24 protein-coding genes and 2 tRNA genes are annotated in these 23,091 nt (G+C 56.1%); 6 read left to right on the top strand and 20 right to left on the bottom strand.

All coding sequences use genetic code 11. The features are described from left to right. Nucleotides 1-216 precede the first annotated feature (216 nt). The gene (locus CMN55_RS15775) at nt 217-1,419 is read right to left on the bottom strand and encodes a CaiB/BaiF CoA transferase family protein (protein ID WP_293951037.1); all 1,203 of its coding nucleotides are present in this window, start codon (nt 1,417-1,419) and stop codon (nt 217-219) included. 8 nt (nt 1,420-1,427) lie between these two features. Further along, on the bottom strand, nt 1,428-2,273 hold the full coding sequence (locus tag CMN55_RS15770; RefSeq protein ID WP_293951035.1) for an IclR family transcriptional regulator: 846 nt from the start codon (nt 2,271-2,273) through the stop codon (nt 1,428-1,430). A 130-nt stretch (nt 2,274-2,403) separates the two neighbouring features. Between CMN55_RS15770 and CMN55_RS15765 the strand changes: the two genes are divergently transcribed. Together CMN55_RS15765 and CMN55_RS15760 are read left to right on the top strand one after the other, a co-directional pair. After that, on the top strand, nt 2,404-3,396 hold the full coding sequence (locus CMN55_RS15765) for a TAXI family TRAP transporter solute-binding subunit (protein WP_293951033.1): 993 nt from the start codon (nt 2,404-2,406) through the stop codon (nt 3,394-3,396). 73 nt (nt 3,397-3,469) lie between these two features. Beyond that, the gene (locus CMN55_RS15760; protein ID WP_293951031.1) at nt 3,470-5,368 is read left to right on the top strand and encodes a TRAP transporter permease; all 1,899 of its coding nucleotides are present in this window, start codon (nt 3,470-3,472) and stop codon (nt 5,366-5,368) included. A 104-nt stretch (nt 5,369-5,472) separates the two neighbouring features. On the opposite strand, the gene CMN55_RS15755 is transcribed toward CMN55_RS15760, so the two are convergent. The 13 genes from CMN55_RS15755 to CMN55_RS17355 all read right to left on the bottom strand — a co-directional run bounded on the left by CMN55_RS15755 (nt 5,473) and on the right by CMN55_RS17355 (nt 16,078). Continuing rightward, nucleotides 5,473-5,548, bottom strand: a tRNA-Phe gene (locus CMN55_RS15755). A 164-nt stretch (nt 5,549-5,712) separates the two neighbouring features. Next, the gene (locus CMN55_RS15750; protein WP_293951029.1) at nt 5,713-5,892 is read right to left on the bottom strand and encodes a DNA gyrase inhibitor YacG; all 180 of its coding nucleotides are present in this window, start codon (nt 5,890-5,892) and stop codon (nt 5,713-5,715) included. A gap of 4 nt (nt 5,893-5,896) precedes the next feature. Next, nucleotides 5,897-7,303 (bottom strand): ribonuclease E/G, encoded by a 1,407-nt coding sequence (locus tag CMN55_RS15745; RefSeq protein ID WP_293951027.1) that lies wholly within the window; start codon nt 7,301-7,303, stop codon nt 5,897-5,899. Next, nucleotides 7,300-7,971, bottom strand: coding sequence for a Maf family protein (locus tag CMN55_RS15740; RefSeq protein ID WP_293951025.1), 672 nt, complete (start codon nt 7,969-7,971; stop codon nt 7,300-7,302). The genes CMN55_RS15745 and CMN55_RS15740 overlap by 4 nt, the downstream gene beginning before the upstream one ends. An 11-nt stretch (nt 7,972-7,982) precedes the next feature. Then, nucleotides 7,983-8,201 (bottom strand): translation initiation factor IF-1, encoded by a 219-nt coding sequence (gene infA, locus CMN55_RS15735; RefSeq protein ID WP_161315948.1) that lies wholly within the window; start codon nt 8,199-8,201, stop codon nt 7,983-7,985. A 144-nt stretch (nt 8,202-8,345) separates the two neighbouring features. Further along, nucleotides 8,346-8,807 carry an arsenate reductase ArsC gene (locus CMN55_RS15730; protein ID WP_293951021.1) on the bottom strand — a complete coding sequence of 154 codons (462 nt, stop codon included), beginning with the start codon at nt 8,805-8,807 and terminating at the stop codon, nt 8,346-8,348. Nucleotides 8,808-8,865: 58 nt separating this feature from the next. Further along, on the bottom strand, nt 8,866-9,345 hold the full coding sequence (locus CMN55_RS15725) for a UPF0262 family protein (RefSeq protein WP_293951019.1): 480 nt from the start codon (nt 9,343-9,345) through the stop codon (nt 8,866-8,868). A 28-nt stretch (nt 9,346-9,373) separates the two neighbouring features. Further along, on the bottom strand, nt 9,374-10,666 hold the full coding sequence (gene hisD, locus CMN55_RS15720; protein WP_293951017.1) for a histidinol dehydrogenase: 1,293 nt from the start codon (nt 10,664-10,666) through the stop codon (nt 9,374-9,376). Then, a complete protein-coding gene (gene hisG, locus CMN55_RS15715; protein ID WP_293951015.1) occupies nt 10,656-11,369 on the bottom strand; it encodes an ATP phosphoribosyltransferase in 714 nt (237 codons plus the stop codon). The genes hisD and hisG overlap by 11 nt, the downstream gene beginning before the upstream one ends. Next, entirely contained in the window at nt 11,335-11,802 is a 468-nt protein-coding gene (locus tag CMN55_RS15710; RefSeq protein WP_293951013.1) for a DUF2948 family protein, read from the bottom strand. Before CMN55_RS15710 ends, hisG begins: the two co-directional genes overlap by 35 nt. Before the next feature lie 23 nt (nt 11,803-11,825). After that, nucleotides 11,826-13,118, bottom strand: coding sequence for a UDP-N-acetylglucosamine 1-carboxyvinyltransferase (gene murA / locus CMN55_RS15705; protein ID WP_293951012.1), 1,293 nt, complete (start codon nt 13,116-13,118; stop codon nt 11,826-11,828). 184 nt (nt 13,119-13,302) lie between these two features. Further along, entirely contained in the window at nt 13,303-13,857 is a 555-nt protein-coding gene (dcd, locus tag CMN55_RS15700) for a dCTP deaminase (protein ID WP_293951010.1), read from the bottom strand. 370 nt (nt 13,858-14,227) lie between these two features. Further along, complete coding sequence (locus CMN55_RS17355) at nt 14,228-16,078, bottom strand: PhoX family protein (RefSeq protein ID WP_366932094.1); 1,851 nt, start codon at nt 16,076-16,078, stop codon at nt 14,228-14,230. A gap of 412 nt (nt 16,079-16,490) precedes the next feature. Between CMN55_RS17355 and CMN55_RS15695 the strand changes: the two genes are divergently transcribed. The 4 genes from CMN55_RS15695 to CMN55_RS15680 all read left to right on the top strand — a co-directional run bounded on the left by CMN55_RS15695 (nt 16,491) and on the right by CMN55_RS15680 (nt 18,071). After that, nucleotides 16,491-16,565: transfer RNA gene (locus CMN55_RS15695), tRNA-Thr, on the top strand. 106 nt (nt 16,566-16,671) lie between these two features. Further along, on the top strand, nt 16,672-17,217 hold the full coding sequence (locus tag CMN55_RS15690) for a hypothetical protein (protein ID WP_293951009.1): 546 nt from the start codon (nt 16,672-16,674) through the stop codon (nt 17,215-17,217). A 26-nt stretch (nt 17,218-17,243) separates the two neighbouring features. Beyond that, complete coding sequence (locus CMN55_RS15685) at nt 17,244-17,435, top strand: DUF1737 domain-containing protein (protein WP_293951007.1); 192 nt, start codon at nt 17,244-17,246, stop codon at nt 17,433-17,435. A gap of 3 nt (nt 17,436-17,438) precedes the next feature. Further along, a complete protein-coding gene (locus CMN55_RS15680; protein WP_293951005.1) occupies nt 17,439-18,071 on the top strand; it encodes a LysE family translocator in 633 nt (210 codons plus the stop codon). A gap of 90 nt (nt 18,072-18,161) precedes the next feature. On the opposite strand, the gene CMN55_RS15675 is transcribed toward CMN55_RS15680, so the two are convergent. The 5 genes from CMN55_RS15675 to CMN55_RS15655 all read right to left on the bottom strand — a co-directional run bounded on the left by CMN55_RS15675 (nt 18,162) and on the right by CMN55_RS15655 (nt 23,073). Beyond that, complete coding sequence (locus CMN55_RS15675) at nt 18,162-18,800, bottom strand: YbhB/YbcL family Raf kinase inhibitor-like protein (protein WP_293951003.1); 639 nt, start codon at nt 18,798-18,800, stop codon at nt 18,162-18,164. Nucleotides 18,801-18,887: 87 nt separating this feature from the next. Next, nucleotides 18,888-20,438, bottom strand: coding sequence for an acyl-CoA carboxylase subunit beta (locus CMN55_RS15670; RefSeq protein ID WP_293951001.1), 1,551 nt, complete (start codon nt 20,436-20,438; stop codon nt 18,888-18,890). A 322-nt stretch (nt 20,439-20,760) separates the two neighbouring features. Then, nucleotides 20,761-21,171 carry a flagellar biosynthesis regulator FlaF gene (gene flaF / locus CMN55_RS15665; protein WP_293950999.1) on the bottom strand — a complete coding sequence of 137 codons (411 nt, stop codon included), beginning with the start codon at nt 21,169-21,171 and terminating at the stop codon, nt 20,761-20,763. An 82-nt stretch (nt 21,172-21,253) separates the two neighbouring features. Next, on the bottom strand, nt 21,254-22,054 hold the full coding sequence (locus tag CMN55_RS15660) for a flagellin (RefSeq protein WP_293950997.1): 801 nt from the start codon (nt 22,052-22,054) through the stop codon (nt 21,254-21,256). A 233-nt stretch (nt 22,055-22,287) separates the two neighbouring features. Then, the gene (locus CMN55_RS15655) at nt 22,288-23,073 is read right to left on the bottom strand and encodes a DUF1217 domain-containing protein (protein WP_293950995.1); all 786 of its coding nucleotides are present in this window, start codon (nt 23,071-23,073) and stop codon (nt 22,288-22,290) included. Nucleotides 23,074-23,091 lie beyond the last annotated feature (18 nt).

The following is a 23,091-nucleotide window of genomic DNA, read 5'->3' as shown; positions in this document are numbered from 1 at the left end:
CGGCCAGATGATAGCCTTGGGGTAATATGGATCGCGGGAATGGAAATAGATACATTTCCATATACCGCCAATCCGTGAGTTTGGGTCGCAAAGCAAATACTAGAGTCGGCCTTACAGCAGCCAGGTGTTATCGAACCAACCTCATACCCAATGCACAATTGTTTTCAGATATTGCAATAACAAAGCAAATGCTGGTGTGGGTGGAAGATTAAGCCTCTATATAACTCCGCTATTTCTTAATTCTGTAATCCGACTTTCGCTTAGCCCGAGGGATTTATAAACTTCGTGAGTGTCCTGTCCATGCCGCGGTCCGGTGCTGGATACAGAGCCGGGCATATTGGCATATTTCGGGGTGACGGCTTGCATGGCAACGGGCCCGAGTTCCGGATCTTCGACCTTGATAATGGCATCACGGGCCTTGAACTGCTCGGAATTGAAGATGTCCTCTATCGAGAATACGGGACCGCCCGCAACGCCGCCCGCCTTCATTTCTTCCAGCGCTTCGTTCTGCGTACGATCCGCAAACCAAGCGGCGACGATTTTATCGAGTTCTTCTGAATGCACCACTCTGTTGCGGTTCGTTGAAAACCTGGGGTCGGTAATCAGTTCAGGCCGCCCCATTGTCCGGGCGAAATTTTCAAAAATCGATTGGGCCGAGGCGCTTAAGGATATCCATTTGCCATCTTTGGAGCGGTAAATGTTGCTCGGGCCGGCATACTGGCTGCGGTTGCCGGATCTTTCCCGGATCTCGCCAAGCTGATCATATTCGATCGGCAGGAATTCCAGCAGCCGAAACATGGATTCCACGAGGGACAAATCGATAATTTCACCGGGTGCGTCCGGATTTTTCGCCTTATGCCAACAGGCAATAATGATCCCAAGGGCACCAAAAATGCCAGTCGTCGCATCAGCGATGGGAAAGCCGATATGCATGGGCCCGCTTTCCGGGTAGCCGCAGAGATAGGTGAAGCCGGAGAAAGCTTCTGCAACGCGTGCAAAGCCGGGGTCTGTCGCATTGGGGCCTGTTTGTCCGTATCCGGATACACGAAGAATAATAAGGCCTGGATGGCGCGCCTGAAGAATCTCCGGGGAGAGACCATATTTTTCCAATGTGCCGGGCCTGAAATTTTCTACCAGCACATCAAAATTACCAATGACGTCGAGAAGCAACTCCCGGCCCTGAGGCTTGCGAATGTCGAGCGTTATGCCCTTCTTATTCCGGTTTGTGACCTTCCACCAAAGCGGCTTGCCGTCCTTGTGCGGTGGCAGGTCGCGCAAGGGGTCCTCCTGATCCGGCAGCTCGACCTTGATAACATCGGCACCGAAGTCGGCCAAAAGGCTTGACGCCATCGGTGCGGCCAGCATGGTGGCAAGGTCCAGTATTTTTAGGCCGGAAAGGAGTTGTGGCTTTTCGTTCACTTTTTTTCCTATCTGTTGATGGAGTCATATTCTTCGCCGATGAGTTTCGCGGCCTTTAATGCAGCGGGCGCGCATTTGTGCCGGTAGCTTTTGTTGTACCTGCTGCGAGGCATTGCGATTGCAATTGCTGCTATTACTTCACCTTCTCTGTCGTATACGGGCGCGGCAACACCAGAGGCTTCTTCCGCCCATTCTCCTTGTGCGGTGCCCCATCCGTTTTCTTTGATGTGTTCCAGCCGGCCTAGAAGCACGTCTTTTGTCAGGCTATATTTCCTGGCTATTGGATCGGTCTCAATGAATTCAAAGAGTGACTCTCGTTCCTCCTCAGTCATGCCTGAAACGAGGCAGGCCCCTGATCCGCTCAGATAGACGCGATTGCGTCGCCCAACTTCCATGACATATCGAACCGGCTGCAGGCTGGCCTCTGTTGCGATAACAACACGATCCCACCCTTCCCGGACGAGGATGGTTGCTGTTTCGCCGGTTTCCTCCCGCGCGACACGCAGATGCTTCCTGGAGATTTCTGCAAGGCCATCCCGATTGAGCATTGCATCGACCAGCGCCAGGCAACCAAAGGAAAGGGAATAGCGATCACTCGCTGGATCCTGAACGAGCAATCCTTCATATGCCAGAGTTCTGGCGAGGCGGAATGTGGTGACCTTGTTGAGTTTCAGCTCCTCGGTCAACTCCTTGAGAGACATGTCTCTGCTGCCACCTTTAAAGGCCCTTAGAACAGTGACTGCACGGCTGACCGTTTGCAGATACTGTGTCGGATATGTCTTTGCCGCTTTCACAGCGATGCCTCCCGCATTTTTTAAAACCCGTTGACGTCGTCCGATAACGTCATTGGTCATGTTGACCAATGTTTCTTGACTATACTACCCATTTCAAGATATTGTTTCAATATAAGATATTTCATTACATATAATGAAACAACAAGGCAAGACAACTTTCGTCTAAGCTTTTGTTTTGGGAGGAGGAGATATGAATATTTTTAGTAAAATACTGTCTGGCGCTGTGCTGTTGCTGGCTCTTAATGCGCCGGTAGTGCATGCAGATGATGCACCGATCAACATTCCATCCGGTCCATTCGGAACAGGTAGTAATGCGTTGAGCGGCGCGATGGAGCAGATTTCCAAAAGCACAGATGCAAAGATCAAGCTCGTTGCAGCGGAAAGCCCGGGGCTGGTTTTCAATCTGAAACAGTTGAAAGCGGATCCGGGTACCAAGCCGGAGACAGTTACGCCCTATACGTCCGGACTTGCCTATCTTGCAGAGAACGGTCTTAAACCATTCAACGAAGAAACACCGGCGCCAAAGTTGCTGGCAACTTATCTGCTGGGATCTGTCTGGCTGGCAACATTGGATGAGAATATCAAAGAACCAAAAGATTTGATTGGGAAGCGTGTTGGCCTTGGCCGCCCGCCGCAAATTCTCTGGACAATTGAACCCGAGCTGATCATCAAGCATGGCTGGGGCCTGGAAGGGCAGATCGATATTGAATATCTTGGAACCAAGCAAGCTGCACAAGCCTTGCTGGACGGGACCGTGGATGCGGCGATTATCGGCGGATATGCAGATCCGATTAACAAGACTTTCAGCGCGAGCCCGCAAACCCTGACTGTTATTGGCAGCGGAAAAGCCCTTTATCACATTCCTTGGGGAGAAGAGGCTATCGAGAAAACCATTGCGGCAGGTGTCGGTATTAACAAGATAACAATCCCGAAGGATGCAATCGCTGGCATTACATCAGATATGCCGAGTTTCTTTGATGCGATCGCCTGGGGGGCCTATCCGGAAATGCCGGAAGAAACCGCCTATGAAATCACAAAGATGATTATCGAGAATGTCAGTGCGTTTAAGGAGTATCATGCCTTGGGGAAACTGATGTCAAAGGAATCGCTTGTCTATGGTGTCGATCCTTCCACGATTCATCCGGGCGCGCTGCGCGCATATAAAGAAGCCGGTCTGAAATAAACTAACAGGAAACAATACCTCCCCGTCGCTACTTGTCGACGGGGAGGGCTAGCGCAATCTGGGGGAATCCTTCATGGATAAAGGGTTTGATCGTGTGATCAGTGTTACGGTCTATGTTGTTGCCTTGGCAATGGTTGCCTATCATATGCTGAGTGCCTATGGCATTCTGCTGGGAAGCATTGAGCATCAGACGGTTCATCTGGCCTTTATCTTTGGATTGACCTTTCTTGTTGTTGTCCGGTCTGCGGCCAGTCCGATCAAACGCCTGGTTTATCTGGGCTTTCTGGCATGCGGTCTGCTCGTGACGGCATATGTCTATATTAATCTGGACACTTTGGAGCAGAATGTAGGGTTCCCTACACCGACGGACATTGCCGTTGGTATTCTCATGATCGTTCTCGCGTTTGAGGGGACACGTCAGGCCTGGGGATGGATTCTGCCTATCGTTGCCTTTGTATTTGTTGCCTATTTCCTTTTCGGGCACTATCTCGGCGGTCCGCTTTATCACCGGCAATTCTCCTTGGGATTTGTCATCTCTTATCTGTCGATCGGCTTTTCCGGGATATATGGGACATTTCTGTCGATCTCGGCGAACCAGATTTTTCTTTTCGTTGTTTTTGGCAGCATGATGGGGCTGCTGCGTATCAATGATTTTCTCTATGAACTCGGCAAGCTCGTTGGGCGTCGCGTAGCGGGTGGACCGGGGCAGACTGCGGTTGTCTCGAGTTCTCTGATTGGCATGGTTTCCGGCGCCGCGGTTGCGAATGTTGCGATTACCGGCGCCTTTACGATCCCCTATATGAAGCGGGCTGGATATTCCGCTCCCCTGGCCGGCGCGATCGAGGCGACGGCCTCAACAGGTGGTCAGCTTATGCCCCCCGTTATGGGGGCGGCGGCGTTCCTGATGGCATTCTTTGTTGGAGTCCCATACACGGATATCATGATCGCAGGTCTCATTCCGGCGATCCTGTTCTATGTTGGGGTGATGCTTTCGGTGCAATTTGCCTCCAGAGCGGCGGGTATCAAGGCGCCGCTTGAGACACCGGACTGGTCTGTCGTCCGGCGTGGCATTCCGATGTTCGTTATTCCGGTCGGTGTCCTCACCGGGTTGCTGCTGCTCCGTTTCAGCCCATCGCATGCGGCATTCTGGGCAATTTGCACCGTCGTTGTGTTGAGTTTCTTCCGCTCTGGCGGACGCCCCAAAGCCTCCGAATTTCTTGAGGCGATTACAGAGGGTGCCATTGTTGGTGCGCAGATAGGCGTTTCACTATGTCTTGTCGGCCTTATTTCACAGACGCTGATTACCACTGGCCTTGGCGGTAAGATAGCAGGTCTTGTTGAACTATTCAGTGCAGGAAACATTGTGATAGGACTGCTGCTGACCATGATTGTTTCTCTCATTCTTGGATGTGGCGTTCCCCCTGTGGCAGCCTATAGCCTGGTCGCACTTGTTGCCATTCCCACCATTGTGAAGATGGGTGTACCGGTTATGGCGGCGCATTTCTTCTGCTTTTATTTCGCAATCATTTCTGCCGTAACTCCGCCGGTCGCTATGGGTGCTCTTGCGGCCTCGGCTATCGCCCGCGCCAACTATTTTTCAACCGCAATGAAGGCATTCAGGCTTTCTCTTGCGGGCTTTATTATTCCATTCTTTATCGTCTTCAATCCGGCCATGATGATGCAAAGCACCGATCTGGTTAACGGTGCAATGTCGATCATTGCCATACTGATCATTCTGTCCGTTGGGGCGGCCCTGCTTTATGGCGTAGGTGCTATTCGGTTTAGTGCAAGAGACTGGTTATTTGGAATTATCGCAGTCGGAGCGAGTATCGCCTATGCCCTCTGCCGGAGCATTTTTTCGACAGAGATTGAATTTGCACTGTTCTTAACCGGGGTGCTATTTGCCGTACTTTTGACTTTCTCACAGCTCCGACAAAAGCGTGAAGCTGAATCCAGCCTTATCACAGAGTAGGTGATATTCATTTGTGAAGGCGATCGCTCTGAGTTCGTGTGAGCAATTTCAATCAGGCCAACAGCAGACAGCTCTGCCGTTAATTTTTCGTAGTCTTAAAGAAATGGTGCCCAGGGGCGGATTCGAACCACCGACACGCGGATTTTCAGTCCGCTGCTCTACCAACTGAGCTACCTGGGCATCCTGCGCATTTCGCGCCGCCAATCGGGCGAGGAAGCTGGGTTATAAAAGAAATATTCCGGGCTGTCCAGAGGCTGTTGACGCAAAAATGCAGAAAAGCATCAAGCCTCTGATCCTGAGTGATTTTTCGTCATAAACAGAGGCCTTTCCAGCTCAGTTCCGGCTCAGCCCATATCCTCCTCATCGGCAGGAGAGGCCGTCTCGCCGGGGATCACATACGCCTCGTTAAACCATTTTCCAAGGTCCACCTGCTTGCATCTGGCCGAGCAGAAGGGGCGGTATTTTAGAACGGCGGGTTTTCCGCACTGGGGGCAGGATTTTGCCGGGATATCAATTTCTGTCACGGGTTCAACCTAGCTGATAATCAAAGGCTGCCATCGTCCCGTTTGTCTCAATGACAAGGGGGCGGGCCAGTTCTGTTTCAAAGCGAGTCTGCTGTTTTTGCAGTAACAATGCAAGGCCGGTCCCCGCCCGCACTTTCAATTCAGCGCATCGCGTGTAGCGAGCCTCCCGTTCAAGGGCGCGGAACAACTCCGCCAGCCGGGCACTATCGGATTTGCGCAGGCCATTCCCGTCACAAGCCGGACAGGGAACATACAGCAGGTCACGAAGAGGGGGCCGTTCCCGCTGGCGGGTGATCTGCATGAGACCCAGCTCAGTCATCCCGATCACCCGGCTTGCCACAGGATCGGCGTCCAGTCGGGATTGTAGGGATGCGGTCAGTTTTGCGACATCGCCTTTACCGCTCATCTGAATAAAATCAATGATAAGGATGCCACTGATATTGCGAAGCCTGATCTGGCGACAGATTTCTTCCGCAGCCTCTAGATTAACCGCAAGGGCGGCGGAATGCGTGCCCGAGGCCATTGTCTGCGCGGCCGAATTGACATCAATCACCGTCAGCGCCTCTGTTGGTTCAATGACGATATTTGCACCGGAGGGAAGGGAAATTCGGGTCTGCTGGGCCTTCTCAATCTCGGCCTCGACGCCCATGGCCTCGAACAGCGGGGCCTGATCCTGCCAGAGAGAAACAATGCCGTCAAAATCCGCTGCGTGGCGCGTTAGGAAGCGCCTGACGCCTGCCAGCGCAGAGACATTGTTGACGATGATCTGGCAGCCGGGCAATAGATTTTTTTGCAGCAGAACGGAAAGTGGGGAGGGCAGCGGGCCGACCGGACCGGGCTTTTTCATGCCATGGCTGGCGGTCCTGACCGTTTTCCAATCGGACTGAAGGCGCGTCAGCTCCGCTAATATCTGACTATCCGCCGCATGAGCGGCTGCCGTGCGGACAGTCAGCCCCACGCCTTGCGCCGCCTCTGACAGCAGCTTTGACAGATGCGCCTGCCATTCTGGATTGCGCAATTGTTTCGCGAAAGTAAGGCCATGCCCTTCAGGCCGCAGAACCAGATATCTGCCGGTAAGTTCAAACCGGTTACCCAGCTGAACGCCTTTATCGCCTTTCGGGTCTTTCCGTATCTGAAGAAGCAGTCTTTCCCCTTCCTGAACGGTCGCCGCAATTCCGGATGCCTTTTTAGTCAGGTCGGCAAGTTGAAGAAAGCCGCTCTCCCCGCCGCCGATGTCAACAAAGGCGATATTCATGTCCGGCAGGATCTTGGCAATGCGGCCAAGATAAAAGGCGCCTGTACGGGAAACATTGCCCGGCCGTTCAATATGTATTTCCAGAAGGGTTTCGTCTTGCAGAAGGGCGGCCCGTGTCTCAATCGGCCCTTCTTCAATCAGCAGGGAAAGGCTCATGCCCGAAGGTCCGTCCACAACGGAAAGCCGTTCCCTTTCAGCATATTGGCGACTTCGAAGAGCGGCAGCCCGACGACATTGCTGTAGGAGCCCTGTATCTGCCGGACAAAGGCGGCGGCAAGGCCCTGTATGGCGTATCCGCCCGCTTTCCCCTGCCATTCACCGGAGTTGAGGTAAAGACGAATTTCCGACTGATCGAGCGGTTTGAAAATCACCGCCGTTGAGATCGTGCGGGAGATAACCTTGCCAGTCGGGGTGATCAGGGTGACGCCGGTATGCACCTGATGGCGGCGGCCGGACAGCAGGGAGAGAAAGCGGGCGGCGTCGTCTTCACTTGCCGCCTTGCCAAGGGCGCGCCGACCAACGGCAACCACAGTATCGGCGGACAGTAGAAAATGCCCTACATGCCGTGAGGCAACCGCCATCGCTTTCTGGCGTGCAAGCCGACCAGCCAGATCGCGCGGCAATTCAATTTTCAGCGGGGTCTCGTCAATATCAGCCGGATCAACCGCATCCGGTCGGATGCCGATTTGGGCGAGCAGGTCCAGCCGCCGGGGAGAGGCCGACGCCAGAATAAACAGGGGATTGGAATAAAGGGGCAGGGTGATGCTGGTATTCTCGGTCGCGGATGTGGCCGCAGCCTTCCTATAAGTGGCGTGATCACCCATGGGCGATGGCCTTATTTGTAGCGGAAGGTGATGCGGCCTTTGGTCAGGTCATAAGGAGTCATTTCGACAGTGACCTTGTCACCTGCCAAAACGCGAATGCGGTGTTTGCGCATTTTGCCGGCTGTGTGCGCCAACACCTCGTGGTCGTTTTCAAGGACGACGCGAAACATGGCATTCGGCAGCAGTTCCGTTACAGTTCCTTCAAATTCAAGCAGTTCTTCTTTTGCCATAAAATCCTGTTCCAATTATTGCGGATGCTGCAAAATAAAGGCCAGCATTGGGAAAAAGCAAGTGTTTCCTTTAGAAAAAGTGAAAGAAAAAGGAAAAGAGGGACGAATTCTGGCGAAGACGCCACAAATTTGTGTCTTCTTGACTTAAACTCTCGGCGCCGGTGCCGTTCTAAACCTTGCCTTTATTTTCTCATAAAGGTCGTCACGCACGTGACGATAGGCATTCAGCCGCATTTCCCGGTTTCCCTCCGTCCCCGATGGATCAATTATATTCCATAGTTCCGTATCCGTCGCGGTCGCGCGTGTCATATCCTCGGCTTTATGATGAGCTTCGACGGAGAGAGAGATAATCATGTCAAAAGAGTTGTCCGCCAGATCGTCAAAATTTTTGGCAACATGTTTGGAGGCATCAAGGCCGATTTCATCCAGAACCTCAACCGCAAAAGGATCCACATCCTTCGCCATGACACCGGCGCTGTCCACATAGACGGCATGGCCATAGAGGCTTTTCATGATATTTTCCGCCATGACGGACCGGATACTGTTATGCGTACAGGCAAAAAGAACGCTTCCCGGCAGTTTATCGCTGTAGGGAAGTTCGCTCATCGGCGCCCGATATCTGTGGCTTGGCGATGGATATGAATGTCTCGCGCGGACGGCACATTCAGCCCCTTATGTGGAGGATGCACATCAGGGTGAACAGGCGGCGGGCCGTATCGAAATCGGTTTCCACCTTGTCTTTCAGCCGTTCCTTCAGAAGTTCAGAGCCCTCATTGTGGAGCCCGCGGCGGCCCATGTCGATAGCTTCGATCTTGGAGGGCGAGCCGGTCTTGATGGCGTCGAAATAGCTTTCACAGACGTGGAAATAATCTTTGATAATACGCCGAAAGGAAATGACGGGAAGCGGCACACGGGCAAGGCCGGTTTCGTCATTCTCGCTGCGAATATCAAAAATCAGCCGATTATCCTCAATGCTGAGGTGAAGCGAATAGGGGCCGCCATTCTCATGGCCATTTACGGCAAAATGGTTCTGCTCCAATATATCGAAAATGGCGACTTTCCGCTCATGCTCGATATCCGCATTGCGGCGAACGACGGATTTCTCATCCAGCGCGATTTTCGCGATATATTGTGTGCCCGCCATCCTTTCGGCTCCTTCACACTGTCGTCATTTAATTCATCCGTATGGAAACGGAAAGCGCATGGGCATCCAAACCTTCGGATTCAGCAAGCGCAAGGGCCGCCGGTCCCACCCGCCGCAGGCTCTCCGCATTCAGCTTCATCAGCGACGTCCGCTTGACAAAGTCGAGGGTTGAAAGGCCCGATGAAAAGCGTGCTGTCCGCGATGTTGGCAGAACATGGTTGGGCCCGGCCACATAATCGCCAATCGCCTCGGGGCTATACCGGCCAAGGAAGATGGCCCCGGCGTGGCGGATGTCGGCCGCAAGCGCCTCCGGATCATCGACGCAGAGCTCCAGATGCTCGGGCGCGATGCGGTCGACGAGATGGGGCGCGTCCGCCATATCCTGCACAATAATGACCGCGCCATATGTCTCCCAGCTTGTCCGGGCGATTTCGGCACGTTTGAGGGTTTTGAGATGGGTCTCGATTGCGGCTTCCACATTGCGGGCGAAGGCGGCGTCATCGGTAATCAGAATGCTTTGCGCGACCGGGTCATGTTCCGCCTGGCTCAACAGATCGGCGGCGATCCAGGCTGGATCATTGCGATTGTCGGCGACGACCAGAATTTCGGAAGGGCCCGCGATCATGTCGATGCCGACGGTGCCGAACACCTGCTTTTTTGCGCTGGCGACAAAGGCGTTTCCGGGCCCGACGATCTTGTCGACGGGGGCAATGGTTTCGGTGCCGAACGCGAGGGCGGCAATCGCCTGCGCCCCGCCGATGCGATAGATCTCATCAACGCCGCAAAGATCGGCGGCGGCGAGCACCAGCGGATTAAAGGCGCCGTCCGGCATCGGAACGACCATCACGAGGCGGGAGGCGCCCGCGACCTTCGCCGGGATTGCATTCATCAGGACGGACGACGGATAGGTCGCCCGGCCCCCCGGCACATATAGGCCGACATTCTCGATAGCCGTCCAGCGATAGCCCAGCGATACGCCATCCGCATCTTCATAAAAGGCATCTTCGGGAAACTGTTTGCGGTGATAATCCTCGATCCGCCGGGCGGCGATTTTCAGCGCGTCCAATGTATCCGGCTCGCACGTTTTGATCGCCGCCTGAATTTCATCATCCGTCAGGCGCAGCTTGTCCGCGCTGTCCAGCGTCAGGCGATCAAACTTCGCTGTATAATCAAGGAGGGCCGCATCGCCATTTTTGCGGACATTCTCCAGAATATCGGCAGCGATGGCATCGACATTCCTGTCTTCCTCGCGCTTCTGATCGAGCAGGGCGTCAAAGGCGGCGGCGAAGGCGGCATCACGGTTATCGAGCCTAAGCGGCATTGACCACCCCCCGGAATTTCTCGATCCAGCCGTTCAGCTCGACAGAGCGGGTTTTGAGCGCCGCCCGGTTGACAACAAGACGGGAGGTGATATCGAGGATTTTCTCCACCTCGACCAGGCCATTGGCTTCCAATGTCGCCCCGGTCGAGACAAGATCGACGATGCGGCGGCACAGGCCAAGGCCCGGCGCGAGCTCCATCGCGCCGGAGAGCTTGATGCATTCCGCCTGAATGCCCGCTTCGGCAAAGAATTTATGCGTCAGGTTCGGATATTTGGTGGCGATCCGGATATGGCTCCACCGGCTGGGATCGCGATCTTCCTCCAGATCCTTCGGCTGGGCGACCGCGATATGGCAGTGCCCGATATCCAGATCCACCGGGGCGTATATCTCCGGATAATTGAATTCCAGCAGAACATCATTTCCGGCAACGCCGAGCTGGGCAGCGCCAAAGGCGACAAAGGTGGCCACATCGAAGGAGCGGACGCGGATGATGGAAATATGCGGGTGGTTGGTCCGGAATTGCAGCAGGCGGCTCGCCGGATCGTCAAACGCGGGTTCGGGCTCAATGCCGACGGCGCGGATCAAGGGCATCACTTCCTTCAGAATCCGGCCTTTCGGCAGGGCTATGACCAACTCTTCACTCGATGGCACGCGGTAGCTCCATTCTCTATCTATTCTGCGGCGCGGTGGGGGTATCGTCATGCGACGGCTTCTTGTCCGTCTCCCACGCCTCCCCCGTGTCCGTCAGGGTTACATTGACACATTCCGCCGAAATCCGCAGCGTACCGCCACCCGCGAAGTTAAGGGTTATTTCCGTTTCCAGATCATTTCCGACATGCGTTGACAGGCTCAGCAATTCAAGAACTTCTGTCGGCTTTTGCCGGGAAATCCCCGTAGTCCGTACACTCGTCACATCCCCGATATAAAGTCCGGACCGGATGCGGTGCCACGGTCCGCCGCTCCTGTCCGCCGCGGTGGCATCTTCCCATTTGAAACGCGAGCCGATAAGGGCGAAGGCGCGAGCGGATTTCAGGTAGCTCATCTCTCCGGCGCTGGTAATCAGCCCCTCCGTCGCGGCGGAGAGGATTTCAACTTCATCGGCTTCGACTGCTATCAGCTTCAATGGATCGGGCATCGGCTGTCCTGTTGTTCGTTTCCTCAGCTTGTGTGAATGCGTTCTATATCCGCCCCACAGGCTGCCAGTTTTTCCTCGAGACGCTCATAACCGCGATCAAGGTGATAGACACGATTGATAATGGTTTCTCCCTCGGCTGCCAAGCCCGCAAGCACAAGAGAGACCGATGCGCGCAAATCTGTTGCCATAACCGGCGCACCAACCAGCCGCTTCACCCCCCGCACCAGGGCGGAGTGTCCATGGACGGTGATATTGGCGCCAAGCCGGGCGAGTTCGGGCACATGCATGAACCGATTTTCGAAGATGGTTTCGGTAATCATCGCCGCGCCATCGGCCAGCGTCATCAGGGCCATGAACTGGGCCTGCATATCCGTGGGATAGCCGGGGTAGGGCAAGGTCATGATATCAACGCCGTGAACGGTTGGGCCGTCGCGGGAGATGATAAAGCCGTTTTCCGTTTCCTCGATGTCCGCGCCCGCTTCTTCAAGGGCATCAAGAACGGAGCGGATGAGGCTCGCGTGGGTGTTGGTGAGCTCGATTTTCCCGCCCGTAATCACGGCGGCAATGGCATAGGTGCCGGTTTCAATCCGGTCCGGCATCACGCGATAGCTAGTCCCGTGCAGACGATCAACGCCGTTGATGACAAGGCGGCTGGTGCCTTCGCCGGTGATGTCGGCCCCCATGGCGCGCAGAAGGTGAACCAGATCGGTGATCTCCGGCTCTTTCGCGGCATTTTCCAGCACAGTTGTGCCTTTGGCGAGAGAGGCGGCCATGAGCAGATTTTCCGTTGCCCCAACGGAAACGGTTTCAAAACGGATGTCCGCGCCGGTCAGGCCATCGGGTGCCTCGGCCTCCATATAGCCACCGGTGATGGTGATTTTTGCCCCCATCTCTTCCAGGGCGCTGATATGCAGGTTCATCGGCCGGGTGCCAATGGCGCAGCCGCCGGGGAGGGACACCCGCGCCTTGCCGATGCGCGCCAGCAACGGGCCCATGACAAGGGCGCCCGCGCGCATCTTGCGGACGATGTCATAGGGGGCTTCGGTGTTGGTGATATTCTTTGCGTTGATGGAGAGGGAGCGGCCGTCGCAGCCACCGCCGTTGGCGCTTTCCCCATTCATCACGGCAATCGCCCCGTGATGACAGAGAAGGGTAATCAGCGTCGAGATATCGGCCACATGCGGCAGGTTTGAGAGGGTAAGGGTGTCTTCCGTAAGCAGGCTGGCAACCATGAGCGGCAGGGCCGAATTTTTCGCGCCGCTGATCTCGATTTTACCGTTAAGCGGTTTGCCGCCCTTGATGCGAATGCTGTCCATATCGAATACTCTGTCTCAGTCTGGCTGATAGCGGATAATAACCGGGGAGGGTCCCCCATGATATCCGGCCATGAAATTTTGTCGAAAGAGCGGCTTTTATCCCATTTTGCCTGAGAAGGGAAAGCTTTTGGCGCATCTCTGTCATATTGGTCGTGCTTTGGGCCGTGAACGGTTCGACATGTATTTACAGTCTTGGCAGCGTCACCCCTTCCTGCCTCATATACTTCCCTGCCCGGTCCTTGTAAGACACCTCGCATGGCTCGTTCCCTTTCAGAAACAGGAACTGGCAGGCCCCTTCATTGGCATAGATTTTTGCAGGTAGCGGAGTTGTATTGGAAAATTCCAGTGTGACGTGGCCTTCCCATTCGGGCTCCAGTGGTGTGACATTGACAATGATGCCGCAACGCGCATAGGTGGATTTGCCAAGGCAAATCACGAGAACATCGCGGGGGATGCGGAAATATTCGACCGTCCGGGCCAGCACGAAAGAGTTCGGCGGAATGACGCAGACATCGGTCTTGCGGTCAACAAAGCTGGTGCTGGAGAAGGCTTTCGGGTCGACAGTCGCCGAATCGATATTGGTGAAAATCTTGAATTCATCGGAAACCCGGGCGTCATAGCCATAGGACGACAGACCATAGGAGATGATGCCCTCCCGCTTTTGGCTCTCGACAAAGGGTTCTATCATACCCGTGTCACGGGCCGTCTGCCTGATCCATTTATCGGACAATATTGCCATAAATCGTTATCTCCGCTCAAACCACTGATTTTGACCGGCATACTACAGTTTGTGGCGGAGAGGGCCAAGGCCAAAAGACGATTTATCCACCCCCGAGCCGGTCACGGTTCTTGATGGGCGCNGGCGCGGCTTCNCCGCGNNTGCGTTGCAGNNCCTTNCGCTTGNGNAAATTGGCGCGCAACTCGGCCGCNAGCCGTTCCGNNTTTTCAGCCTGCTGCNGTTTCTTTGTGTCTTTATCCGTCATCCTNTCCAGCCGNCCGNNGGNCTATTCACATCCTGAATGTCATTATGCCACGTTTNNCAGAAAGACAATGAATATAAAAAGAGGGGCATGNCGCCCCTCTTTTCATGCCGNCTGTTTACGGATCTTTTAGCTGATGACAGCTCCGTCCTTTCGGGTNACGGCAATNACGGCGGACCGGGGAACGGATTGTCCGCCTTCGGGGAAGTGGCTATCGCCNTTTTCGCCGGGATGCTGNACGCCNATGAAAACCGTGCGGTTATCCGGGCTCCAGGTNATNCCGGTGATTTCNCATTCCTTCGGGCCAACCAGGAANCGNNTGATTTCNCCNGTTGACGGNTNGCCGANCAGCATCTGGTTGTTGCCCATCCCGGCGAAATCATCNTTGTTGGAGTAGCTGCCGTCNGTCTGGATCCAGAGNTTGCCGCGTTTATCNAAGGCNAGCCCGTCCGGTGAATTGAACATATTGTCNNNNGTNANATTNGCNGANCCGGCATAGGCATCGNCNTGNACTGTCGGNTTNCCGGCGACGACGAACAGATCCCAGNTNAAANNTTCAGCCGTATGATCNTCATTNGCCGGNCGCCAGCGGACAATCTGGCCATAGTTGTTCTTGGCGCGNGGNTTGGGNCCATCNACCGGCATGGCNTCNCCGCCNGCNTTGGTTTTGTCGATGCCGCGGTTCTTGTTATTGGTGAGGGCNAGATAGGCTTCGGCCCGGTTCGGGTTGACGNCNACCCATTCCGGACGGTCCATCGTGGTTGCGCCAACCGCNGANGCCGCCTGACGGGTCAGGATACTGATTTCCGCCTGCGACGCCATCCCCGTTGTTTCGGGCGTCAGCGGAACCCATTTNCCGGTGCNNTNATCGCTGAATTTTGCGACATAAAGCGTGCCGTCATCCAGCAGGTCGCGATTATTGCCCCCTTCGACATATTTGCCNGNNCTGACAAAGCGNTAGAGAAATTCGCCGCGCTCGTCATCGCCGAGATAAACAACCACATGGCCGTTATTCGCCACGNCAAGNTCCGCATTTTCATGCTTGAAACGNCCGAGCGCGGTGCGTTTCTTNGGCGTGGANTTCGGATCGGCCGGGTCAATTTCNACGATATAGCCGAATCGGTTGGGNTCGGTCGGGTGNTTGCTGATGTCGAAGCGTTCATCGGCGCGTATCCAGGCATAGCCCCAGTCCTTGTTNCCGACGCCATAGCGTTTCAGCTCGGCGGAGNGGGNGTAATTCTCATCGCTGCNGGAGAANTAGCCGTTGAAATTTTCCTCGCAGGTCAGATAGGTGCCCCAGGGAGTATGACCNTTGCCGCAGTTGTTCCAGGTNCCGAGGGCGAGNANGCCNTCNGGNTCNGCCGCNGTTTTCATCAAAGCATGNCCNCGGGCCGGACCGGTGATTTCCATCGGGCTGCTGGCNGTCAGGCGGCGGTTNTANGGGCTGTCCCTGACAATCTGCCACTTNCCGTTTTCCTGCCGGAGTTCGGAAACGGTGANGCCATGCGCGGCCATGCCCTTGCGCACNTCATCGTCGGTTTCCGGAGCCTTGCTGTCGCGNTTGCCATANATGATTTTGAGATTCACATATTCNTTNTTGGCGACGAGGACCGTTTTGCCGTCAATATCGAACAGGGTCATGCCNTCCGTATTGTCNCCNACCGCCAGNANNTGGCTGGCNTCNGTGCCGCGCGTNGCCTGATCNAATGCCTGGCTGTTGGACCAGAGCGGATCGCCCCACATGGTCACCACATGCCAGTCGAAGCCNTCCGGCACGGTGATGGTATCNAGGGCATTGGCGGCAACCGGCTTGAAATCGACGCCGGTTGCGGCGGCGCTGGGCAGGCTGCGCAGCGACGTGGTNCCGAGAAGCAGGGCGGCGGCGCCGAACTTNGCNCTCTGGCCGAGGAAGCGGCGGCGGGAGAGNANGGTNTCGGATATTCTCTGGAAGTCGGTCGCTTCCGGACGCGGGTTGTTCATTTCGTCGAATTCATCNAAGGACGGGCGGTCAAATTCTTTTGCGGACATGTAGGGGCTCCTGCAATTGCTGTGTTTCGCTCGGTTCCATTTCAAGAACCAAGTGTGAGCACCGTCTTACGGGCCGGGCATTGCAGTTTTTGGTCAGTTTGATGACGGGATGGATAAACCCCGTCAAGATACCGGCCCCGTCCGGTCCCGTCTGTGTTCGCAATAGAGTGTGACAGAGAATTTCCGGAAGGAAACAGGTAAAATCAGGGCTGGCAATAAACGGAGATATAGAGGGGATATTGTGCCGTTAATTTTTTGTCGCCTGCCGTCCTGTGTCGTGCCGGTTTGTCGCGTCAATAATTTCAACAAACTCTTTGACATGGCAGCAAATCCCTATATATTCCGCCGCGCATCGACCCATATTGCCGCCGTAGCTCAGGGGTAGAGCACTCCCTTGGTAAGGGAGAGGCCGGTGGTTCAAATCCACCCGGCGGCACCATTTCCCCTAAAATGCAGTATGATTTTTTCGCCAGCTCCCCAGGAAGCTTGCGCATTTTTGCATCTCGCGTCATGTTAGCGCAAAGGCCCTTTTCCGGTGAGACCTAATGAGAAAATATATCGTTCCGTTGCTGTTTTTGGCGGGTGCCGGGCTGATCGGCTGGGTTGCTTATGATTATTCGGCCAGCGGATCAGAGGTTGCCCGCTTTGAACTGCATGGAACCGAAGGCAGCGGCCGTCTGGTTACGCTGGATCCGTCCATGAACCCGATGCGCGCGGTGTTGACGGTTTCCTATGACATCGAACTGATGGAAGAGAACAACCGGGCCTTTGACTACAGCGTGATCATGGTCGGGCCGGGCGGAATGCAGACATTCACAGCCGAAGGGCAGCAGCGCGACAAACGCGAAGACAGAACGCCCGAATATGCATCAAAAACATCGGAACAGGTCATCAAGACATTTGATATTCCGGCGCCCGGCGACTATCTGCTGGATTGGCGGATCATGCCGGAAAAAGCACAGGTAACGGCGCAGGCGATCTCGCTTCGCCGGAATGTCACGCCGCTGCGGGTTCCTTTTCTGATCGCGGGCGGGGCCTGTATCCTTCTCGCCTTTCTATTTCTACTGCGCAGCCGGAAACGGCGAAGCTGACGGTTCACTATGAATGAGGCATTGTGATGAGTGATGAAAAACCCGGATACCGGCTTCTGACCGGGGAGGATACCCATGAATTTTGCGTGCGGGTGAGCAAGGCGCTGGCGGAAGGCTATGTGCTGTATGGCTCTCCGGCGGCAACATTCGATCCCAATACCAACCGCATGCTGGTGGCGCAGGCCGTTGTCCGGCCGGACTTTCCAAAAGGAAACTGACCGATGCTGATCGAGGCGGGACCCCTCGGGCTTTTCGTGCTCTCGGCGCTGGCGCTTAACCTGACGCCGGGGCCGGACATGCTGTTCACGACGGCAAGCGGCCTCAAGCAGGGGCCGCGGGCGGGAATTGTCGCGGCGCTCGGCATCTCGACCGGGTCGATGGTGCATATCCTGCTGGCGATCATCGGCGTCACGGCAATTTTCAAGACGTCGGAGCTGGCCTTTGATGTCCTCCGCTTTGCCGGGGCGGGCTATCTGCTGTGGATCGGCATCCGCAGTTTTTCGGAGCGGGCGGGCGATCTCAGCCGCCCGCATGTAAAACCCGCGTCGATGCTGACCGTGTTCCGCCGGGGGATGCTGACCAATATTTTCAATCCGAAAGTGGCGCTCTTCTTCATTGCCTTCCTGCCGCAGTTTGTGTCGGTCAATTCCGGCTCCATCGCGTTGCAGATCCTGATCCTCGGCCTGCTGTTCAATCTGACGGGCCTTTTGTGCAACGGCGCGGTCGGGCTGTTTTCGGGTGGCGCGGGGCGGCTCTTGTTGCAGCGGCCGACGGCGGCGAAATGGATTTCGCGCATCTCCGGCACGATCTTTATCGGCCTGGCCATCCGGCTGGCCCTGACGGAACGGGCCTGAGGGGCACTCGGCGGCGGGGAACTTGCGAGCCAAAAGAAACCGCCCCCGGCGATGACCGGAGGCGGCGGATGGAACAGCGCGTCGGATCGCTCAGGCGGGTACGTCCGGGTTCATGCTGTAGGTGCCGACATAGACCCCCGTTGCCAGGACATGCCCCTCCATGGCGGCAAGGGCTTCGCCGCCGCCAAATTTACCGGAAAGGCCGAGGCTTTCCACATCCAGCGCATACACCGTGAAATGATAGTGATGGACGATGCTGTCATTCCAGGGCGGGCAGGGGCCGTCATACTGGCCATATTCGCCGCCCATATCCGCATCGCCTGCGAACCAGTCCGTATAGTTGTTGAGGCCGGAGACGCCGAAGTCATTCTTGCCGATGGGCTTGCCTTTCGCGGTTATCCCGTCGCTCGCCGCGCCTTCCGCAAGGCTGGTGACGCTCGCGGGGATATCCACCTGAACCCAGTGGTAGAAATCAACACGCGGCAGGCTGGCGGGGACCGTCTTGCCCTCCTGATTGACATCTTCCCCGCTGGAGGGCACATCCGGATCATGGCAGATGATGGCAAATGACTTGGTGCCAGCGGGGGCGCCGGACCAGCTCATCGCCGGGCTCTTGTTATCGCTGAGCGCAACATGCCCTTCGCTTGCGGGAACGCCGAAGGCGAATTTTCCCGGTATCTTGCCGCCGTTTTCCCAACCGTCGATCTTAATTTTCAATGTGGCTGTCATATGATCCTTCCCGTTATCATTTTATCTGGCGGGCGATCTTAACAAAGCCCTTGCGGCAGGTAAATGGCTGTGACCCCGGAGGCCGGGCTAGGGGCGAAAAGAAAAACTGACCGGACCTCTCAGGCCTTCAAGCTGCGGTTCGATCCAGTTGATCCAGTGGCAGAGGGCCGGGCGGGTCTCACGCGGGTCGATGATGTCATGGACGCTGAAGCTTTCGGCACGGGGCAGGGGCGATTGCTGCGCCGCCAGCTTTTCTTCCAGCTCCGCACGGAGTTTTTCAGGCTCCTCCGCCGCCTCGATCTGCCGCCGGTAGGCGACGGCAACACCGCCTTCCACCGGAAGCGGGCCCATCTCGGCGCTTGGCCAGGCGAGGACATAACCGTTCTCGCTGTAATGGGCGGCGGCGGCGACGCCGAATGATTTCTTCACAACCACCGTCGCCCAGGGCACGACGGACATGACGGCGGCGGCCACGGCGGAGGTGCCGTATTTGATCGTCCCCTCCTTTTCTGATTCCGGGCCGATCATGAAGCCCGGCTCATCGGTGAAATTGACGATGGGCAGGTGAAAGGTATCGCACAGCTCGATAAAGCGCCGGACTTTCTGGGCCGCCTTCGCGCCCATGGCGCCCGCATAATATTTGCTGTCATTGGCGATGACGCCGATACTACGCCCGTCCAGCCGGGCAAAGGCGGTGATCAGGCCGGGGCCGAAATGACGCCCCATCTCGAAAACGCTGCCCTGATCGACGACCAGCCCCACCAGCTTGCGCATGTCGAAAATCTGGCGGCGGTTTTTGGGCACGATATGGATCAGCTCCTCCGCCATCTGGTCGGTCGGGTCATCGCTGGCGGCGCGCGGCGCCAATTCCCAGACATTGCCGGGAAGATAGCTCAGAAACTGGCGGATCTGGCGGAAGGCATCCGCCTCATCCGTCGCGATATTGGCGGCGACGGCGTTGCGGCTGTGGACCGCCGCGCCGCCCAGCTCCTCCTTGGTGATTTTGATATTGAGCGCGCGCTCCACCAGCGCCGGTCCGGCAATCAGTAGCTGCGCCGTATCGCGGGTCATGACGGAAAAATGCGAGGCCGCGAAACGTGCGGCGGGAAACCCGGCGACGGGCCCCAGCGCCGCGGAGGCAACGGGCACTTCCCCCAGCAGCCGGGCAATGGACAGAAAGCGCGGCTTTTCATAGGCCGGATTGCCGACGGTGCCGCTGCCCTTGCCCTTCGCGACACTGCCGCCGCCGCCCTCCAGCATCCTGACGAGGGGGACTTTATATTGCGACGCCAGCTCCTCCGCGAAGATGCTCTTGCGCAGCCCCGCCGCATTGGGAGAGCCGCCCTTCAGGGTAAAATCCTCCCCGCCCACCGCGACACGGCGGCCATTGATGAGGCCAAGGCCGGTGATGTAGTTGGCGGGGGAAAAGCTTGTCAGCCTGCCGCTTTCATCCCGTTCCGCCGCACCGGCAATGCGCCCCTGCTCCTGAAAACTGCCGGGATCGAGAAGACCGTCAATGCGTTCGCGGATGGTCAGGCGGCCTTTGTCATGCTGGGCGCGGATCGCCTCGGCGCCGCCCTGGGCGCGGGCGGCCTTGCGCATTTCCTGTATTTCCTGAACTTCCTTTTCCCAGCTCATGCTTTTCTCTCCAGCGATTTTCATTGGCCGGAGTATAGCGGCTGGATAGGCGGGGAGATAGGGCGGATCGCCGGAAAATGGCCGTCCGATGCAGCCGGGCGGGAAGTTCGGGACAGGCGGGTTGCGCGAGGGGATTGGACGGTTGACCAGGGAGCTTTCGCGGGTGATCAGGTGGTTGACTAGGAAACTATTGTCAGTATTCCAGTAGTTGACCAGGAAACTTTCCCTGCATCCGGATAGTTGACTAGTAAACTATCCTCAACATCCAAGTAGTTGACTAGTAAACTTTCTTCAGAGGTCGGATAGTTGACTAGTAAACTTTCTAAAGGGTCATGTTGGGGGTGATGTGGGGGCGCTCAACATCCGCCTCAGGAGCCTTGCGCGCAGGATCGTGCGGCTTCATGCCATCCATAATCTGCTTGTTGACGGTGACCAGCGGGCTGACCTCCGCTTCGCCTTTCATGGCCTTGAGGCTGTAACGTCCAACCCAGAGTGCAATGGAAAGAAGCCGACCCCGCAAGTCATCAGGGAGCTTGTTATCCTCGGAGAGAAGATCCGTCTGCAAGGTCAGCCAGAGTCGCCGGTTGTTGGCGACGGCGCGGATCCTTGCCATGGTATCTTCATCCCTGTCGGCCTCTTCCATAGCGCGAGTGAATATTGCGAAAGCCCGATATTCCGTCAGCCGGGGGGATTCCGTATTCTGGTTGGCTTTTTGGTAGGCAGCTACAGACATCGTTATCTCATTCGACTTTTATAGCAGAGTTTCTTATCACCGAATTGTCCTATGATACTCTTACTAAATCCCTAACAGGTGATTATTTAAACAACTGCAGGATGGACTGCGGACGGGCGTTGGCGATGGACAGGGACTGAATGCCGAGCTGTTCCTTCGTTTGCAGGGCCTGCATTTCGGCGCTGGCTTCCGCAAGGTTGGCGTCCACAAGAATGCCGAGGCCTTCCTTCAGCTTGTCCGTCAGAAGCTGGCTGAATTCCGCCTGACGATCCAGACGGTTGGCGGCCGTACCAAGGGTGGTCAGAACGTTGCCAACCATTGTTTCCGCCGCTTCGAGAGCGGTGAGAGAGGCCGCCGGGTCCGTCAGGTCAAGCGTGCCAAGACCCAGTGTCGCCAGGCGGAGATCCTGAATGTTGATCGTCTGCGAGACTCCGCCAAGGCCGGTCAGAACTTCAAGATCCGGGCTGACGCCGTCAATCAGGTTCACGCCGTTGAAGACTGTGGAGTTCACGGTCGTTGTGATATCGGCCAGCAGGGAATCAACTTCTTCCTGCAGGACGGCGGTGTCCAGACCATCATTGAAGGCCTGTGTGACTTTCTGGTTGATGTCGATCAGGATGTTGGAAATCTTGAGGGCGCCGGCATTGGCCATGGCAACCGTGGCCTGGCCGAAGGTGAGCGCCTCTTCAATGGCGTCCATGGCGGCAATATCGCCACGCATCGCCTGTGAAATGGTGAAGGATGCCGGATTGTCTTTCGGTTCGGCGACCTTGAGGCCGGTCTCCACCTGACGCTGCGTCTGGCCGAGGGCAGACTGGGTGGTGGTCAGGGTGCGTAATGCCGCCATCGCCGTTGCGTTGGTGTTGATAGAAAAAGCAGCCATTTTGTTTCTCCTGTAGATTTGCGCGTTACCGTTGAACGCAATTCACTCACCGCTACAGAAGCAAAAGGCATGCCAATTCGTATAAACGCCGGAAAACTGCGATTTTCCGCGTAAGGGATATGGAAAGGGAGGGTCGGGAGAGGGGCGCCGCAAAGCGGCAGTAGGAAATTTTTTCTTGAACGGGACACTTATTTCCCCGTAAGGGGCAATATTAACCGGGTATGGTTAATCTGTCAGACGAACAGGTCAACCTGAATCGGCTGGGGGCCAACAAAACCGCCGTCGGTGGAAATCGGCTGGAACAGCGACAGGATGGGATTGGCCGCCGGATCCGTATTGTTCATTTCCGTATAGACGAGGAACCGCTGGATCATCTTCTCGATCTTTTCCGGATCCTTGAAGTCGTCGATATTGATCTGTTTTTCGAGGCGATCACGCTGCTGCGAAAATTCGAGCGACTGGAAGCTCTCCGGCAGGCCGAGCCCGACACGGACGACATGCATCAGCGTCTTGTCGGCCATGATCTGGCCCAGGGATTCAACATTGCCCGCCATGCGTTTGAAATAGAGCGCCTCGCGCACCCCATCGGCTTTTTCCCCTTCGAATTTCTCGAACTCGTTGGTTTTGTACCCGGCCAGGATGGCGTTGACATTCGCTTCCTTCTGGAAGAAGTCCGGATCGGAATTGAGGCCATGGAGCGCATTCGCCAGCTTGGTCCAGCGGGGTTCCACCAGCCGGTTGACCAGGCTGTCCTTATCCGTCGGGTCTTCGGTCAGGATTTTTTTGACCATCGCCGGTTTGTCAATTTCACTTTCAAGCTGGAAAGCGGAGAGCACCATGTTAAGCACGGTGCGGTTCTTCATCAGGTCATCGACGGATTTGATCTCGCCGATTTTTTCCTTGAAGGTGGCAAGATCGCGCGACACCGTAGGCTGTGCCTCGAATGACTTCATATGCGCATCCTTCTGGTTGTTGGCCAGCTTGTACCAGAGGAGCGAACTGTTGGACGATACCTGCATCACATTTCCCGGTGAAAA

Origin of the sequence: Sneathiella sp. (assembly GCF_002694385.1) — a bacterium.
Classification (GTDB): domain Bacteria; phylum Pseudomonadota; class Alphaproteobacteria; order Sneathiellales; family Sneathiellaceae; genus Sneathiella.
Note: the sequence above shows the minus strand (reverse complement) of the source record. Positions and strands in the feature narration are given on the sequence as shown.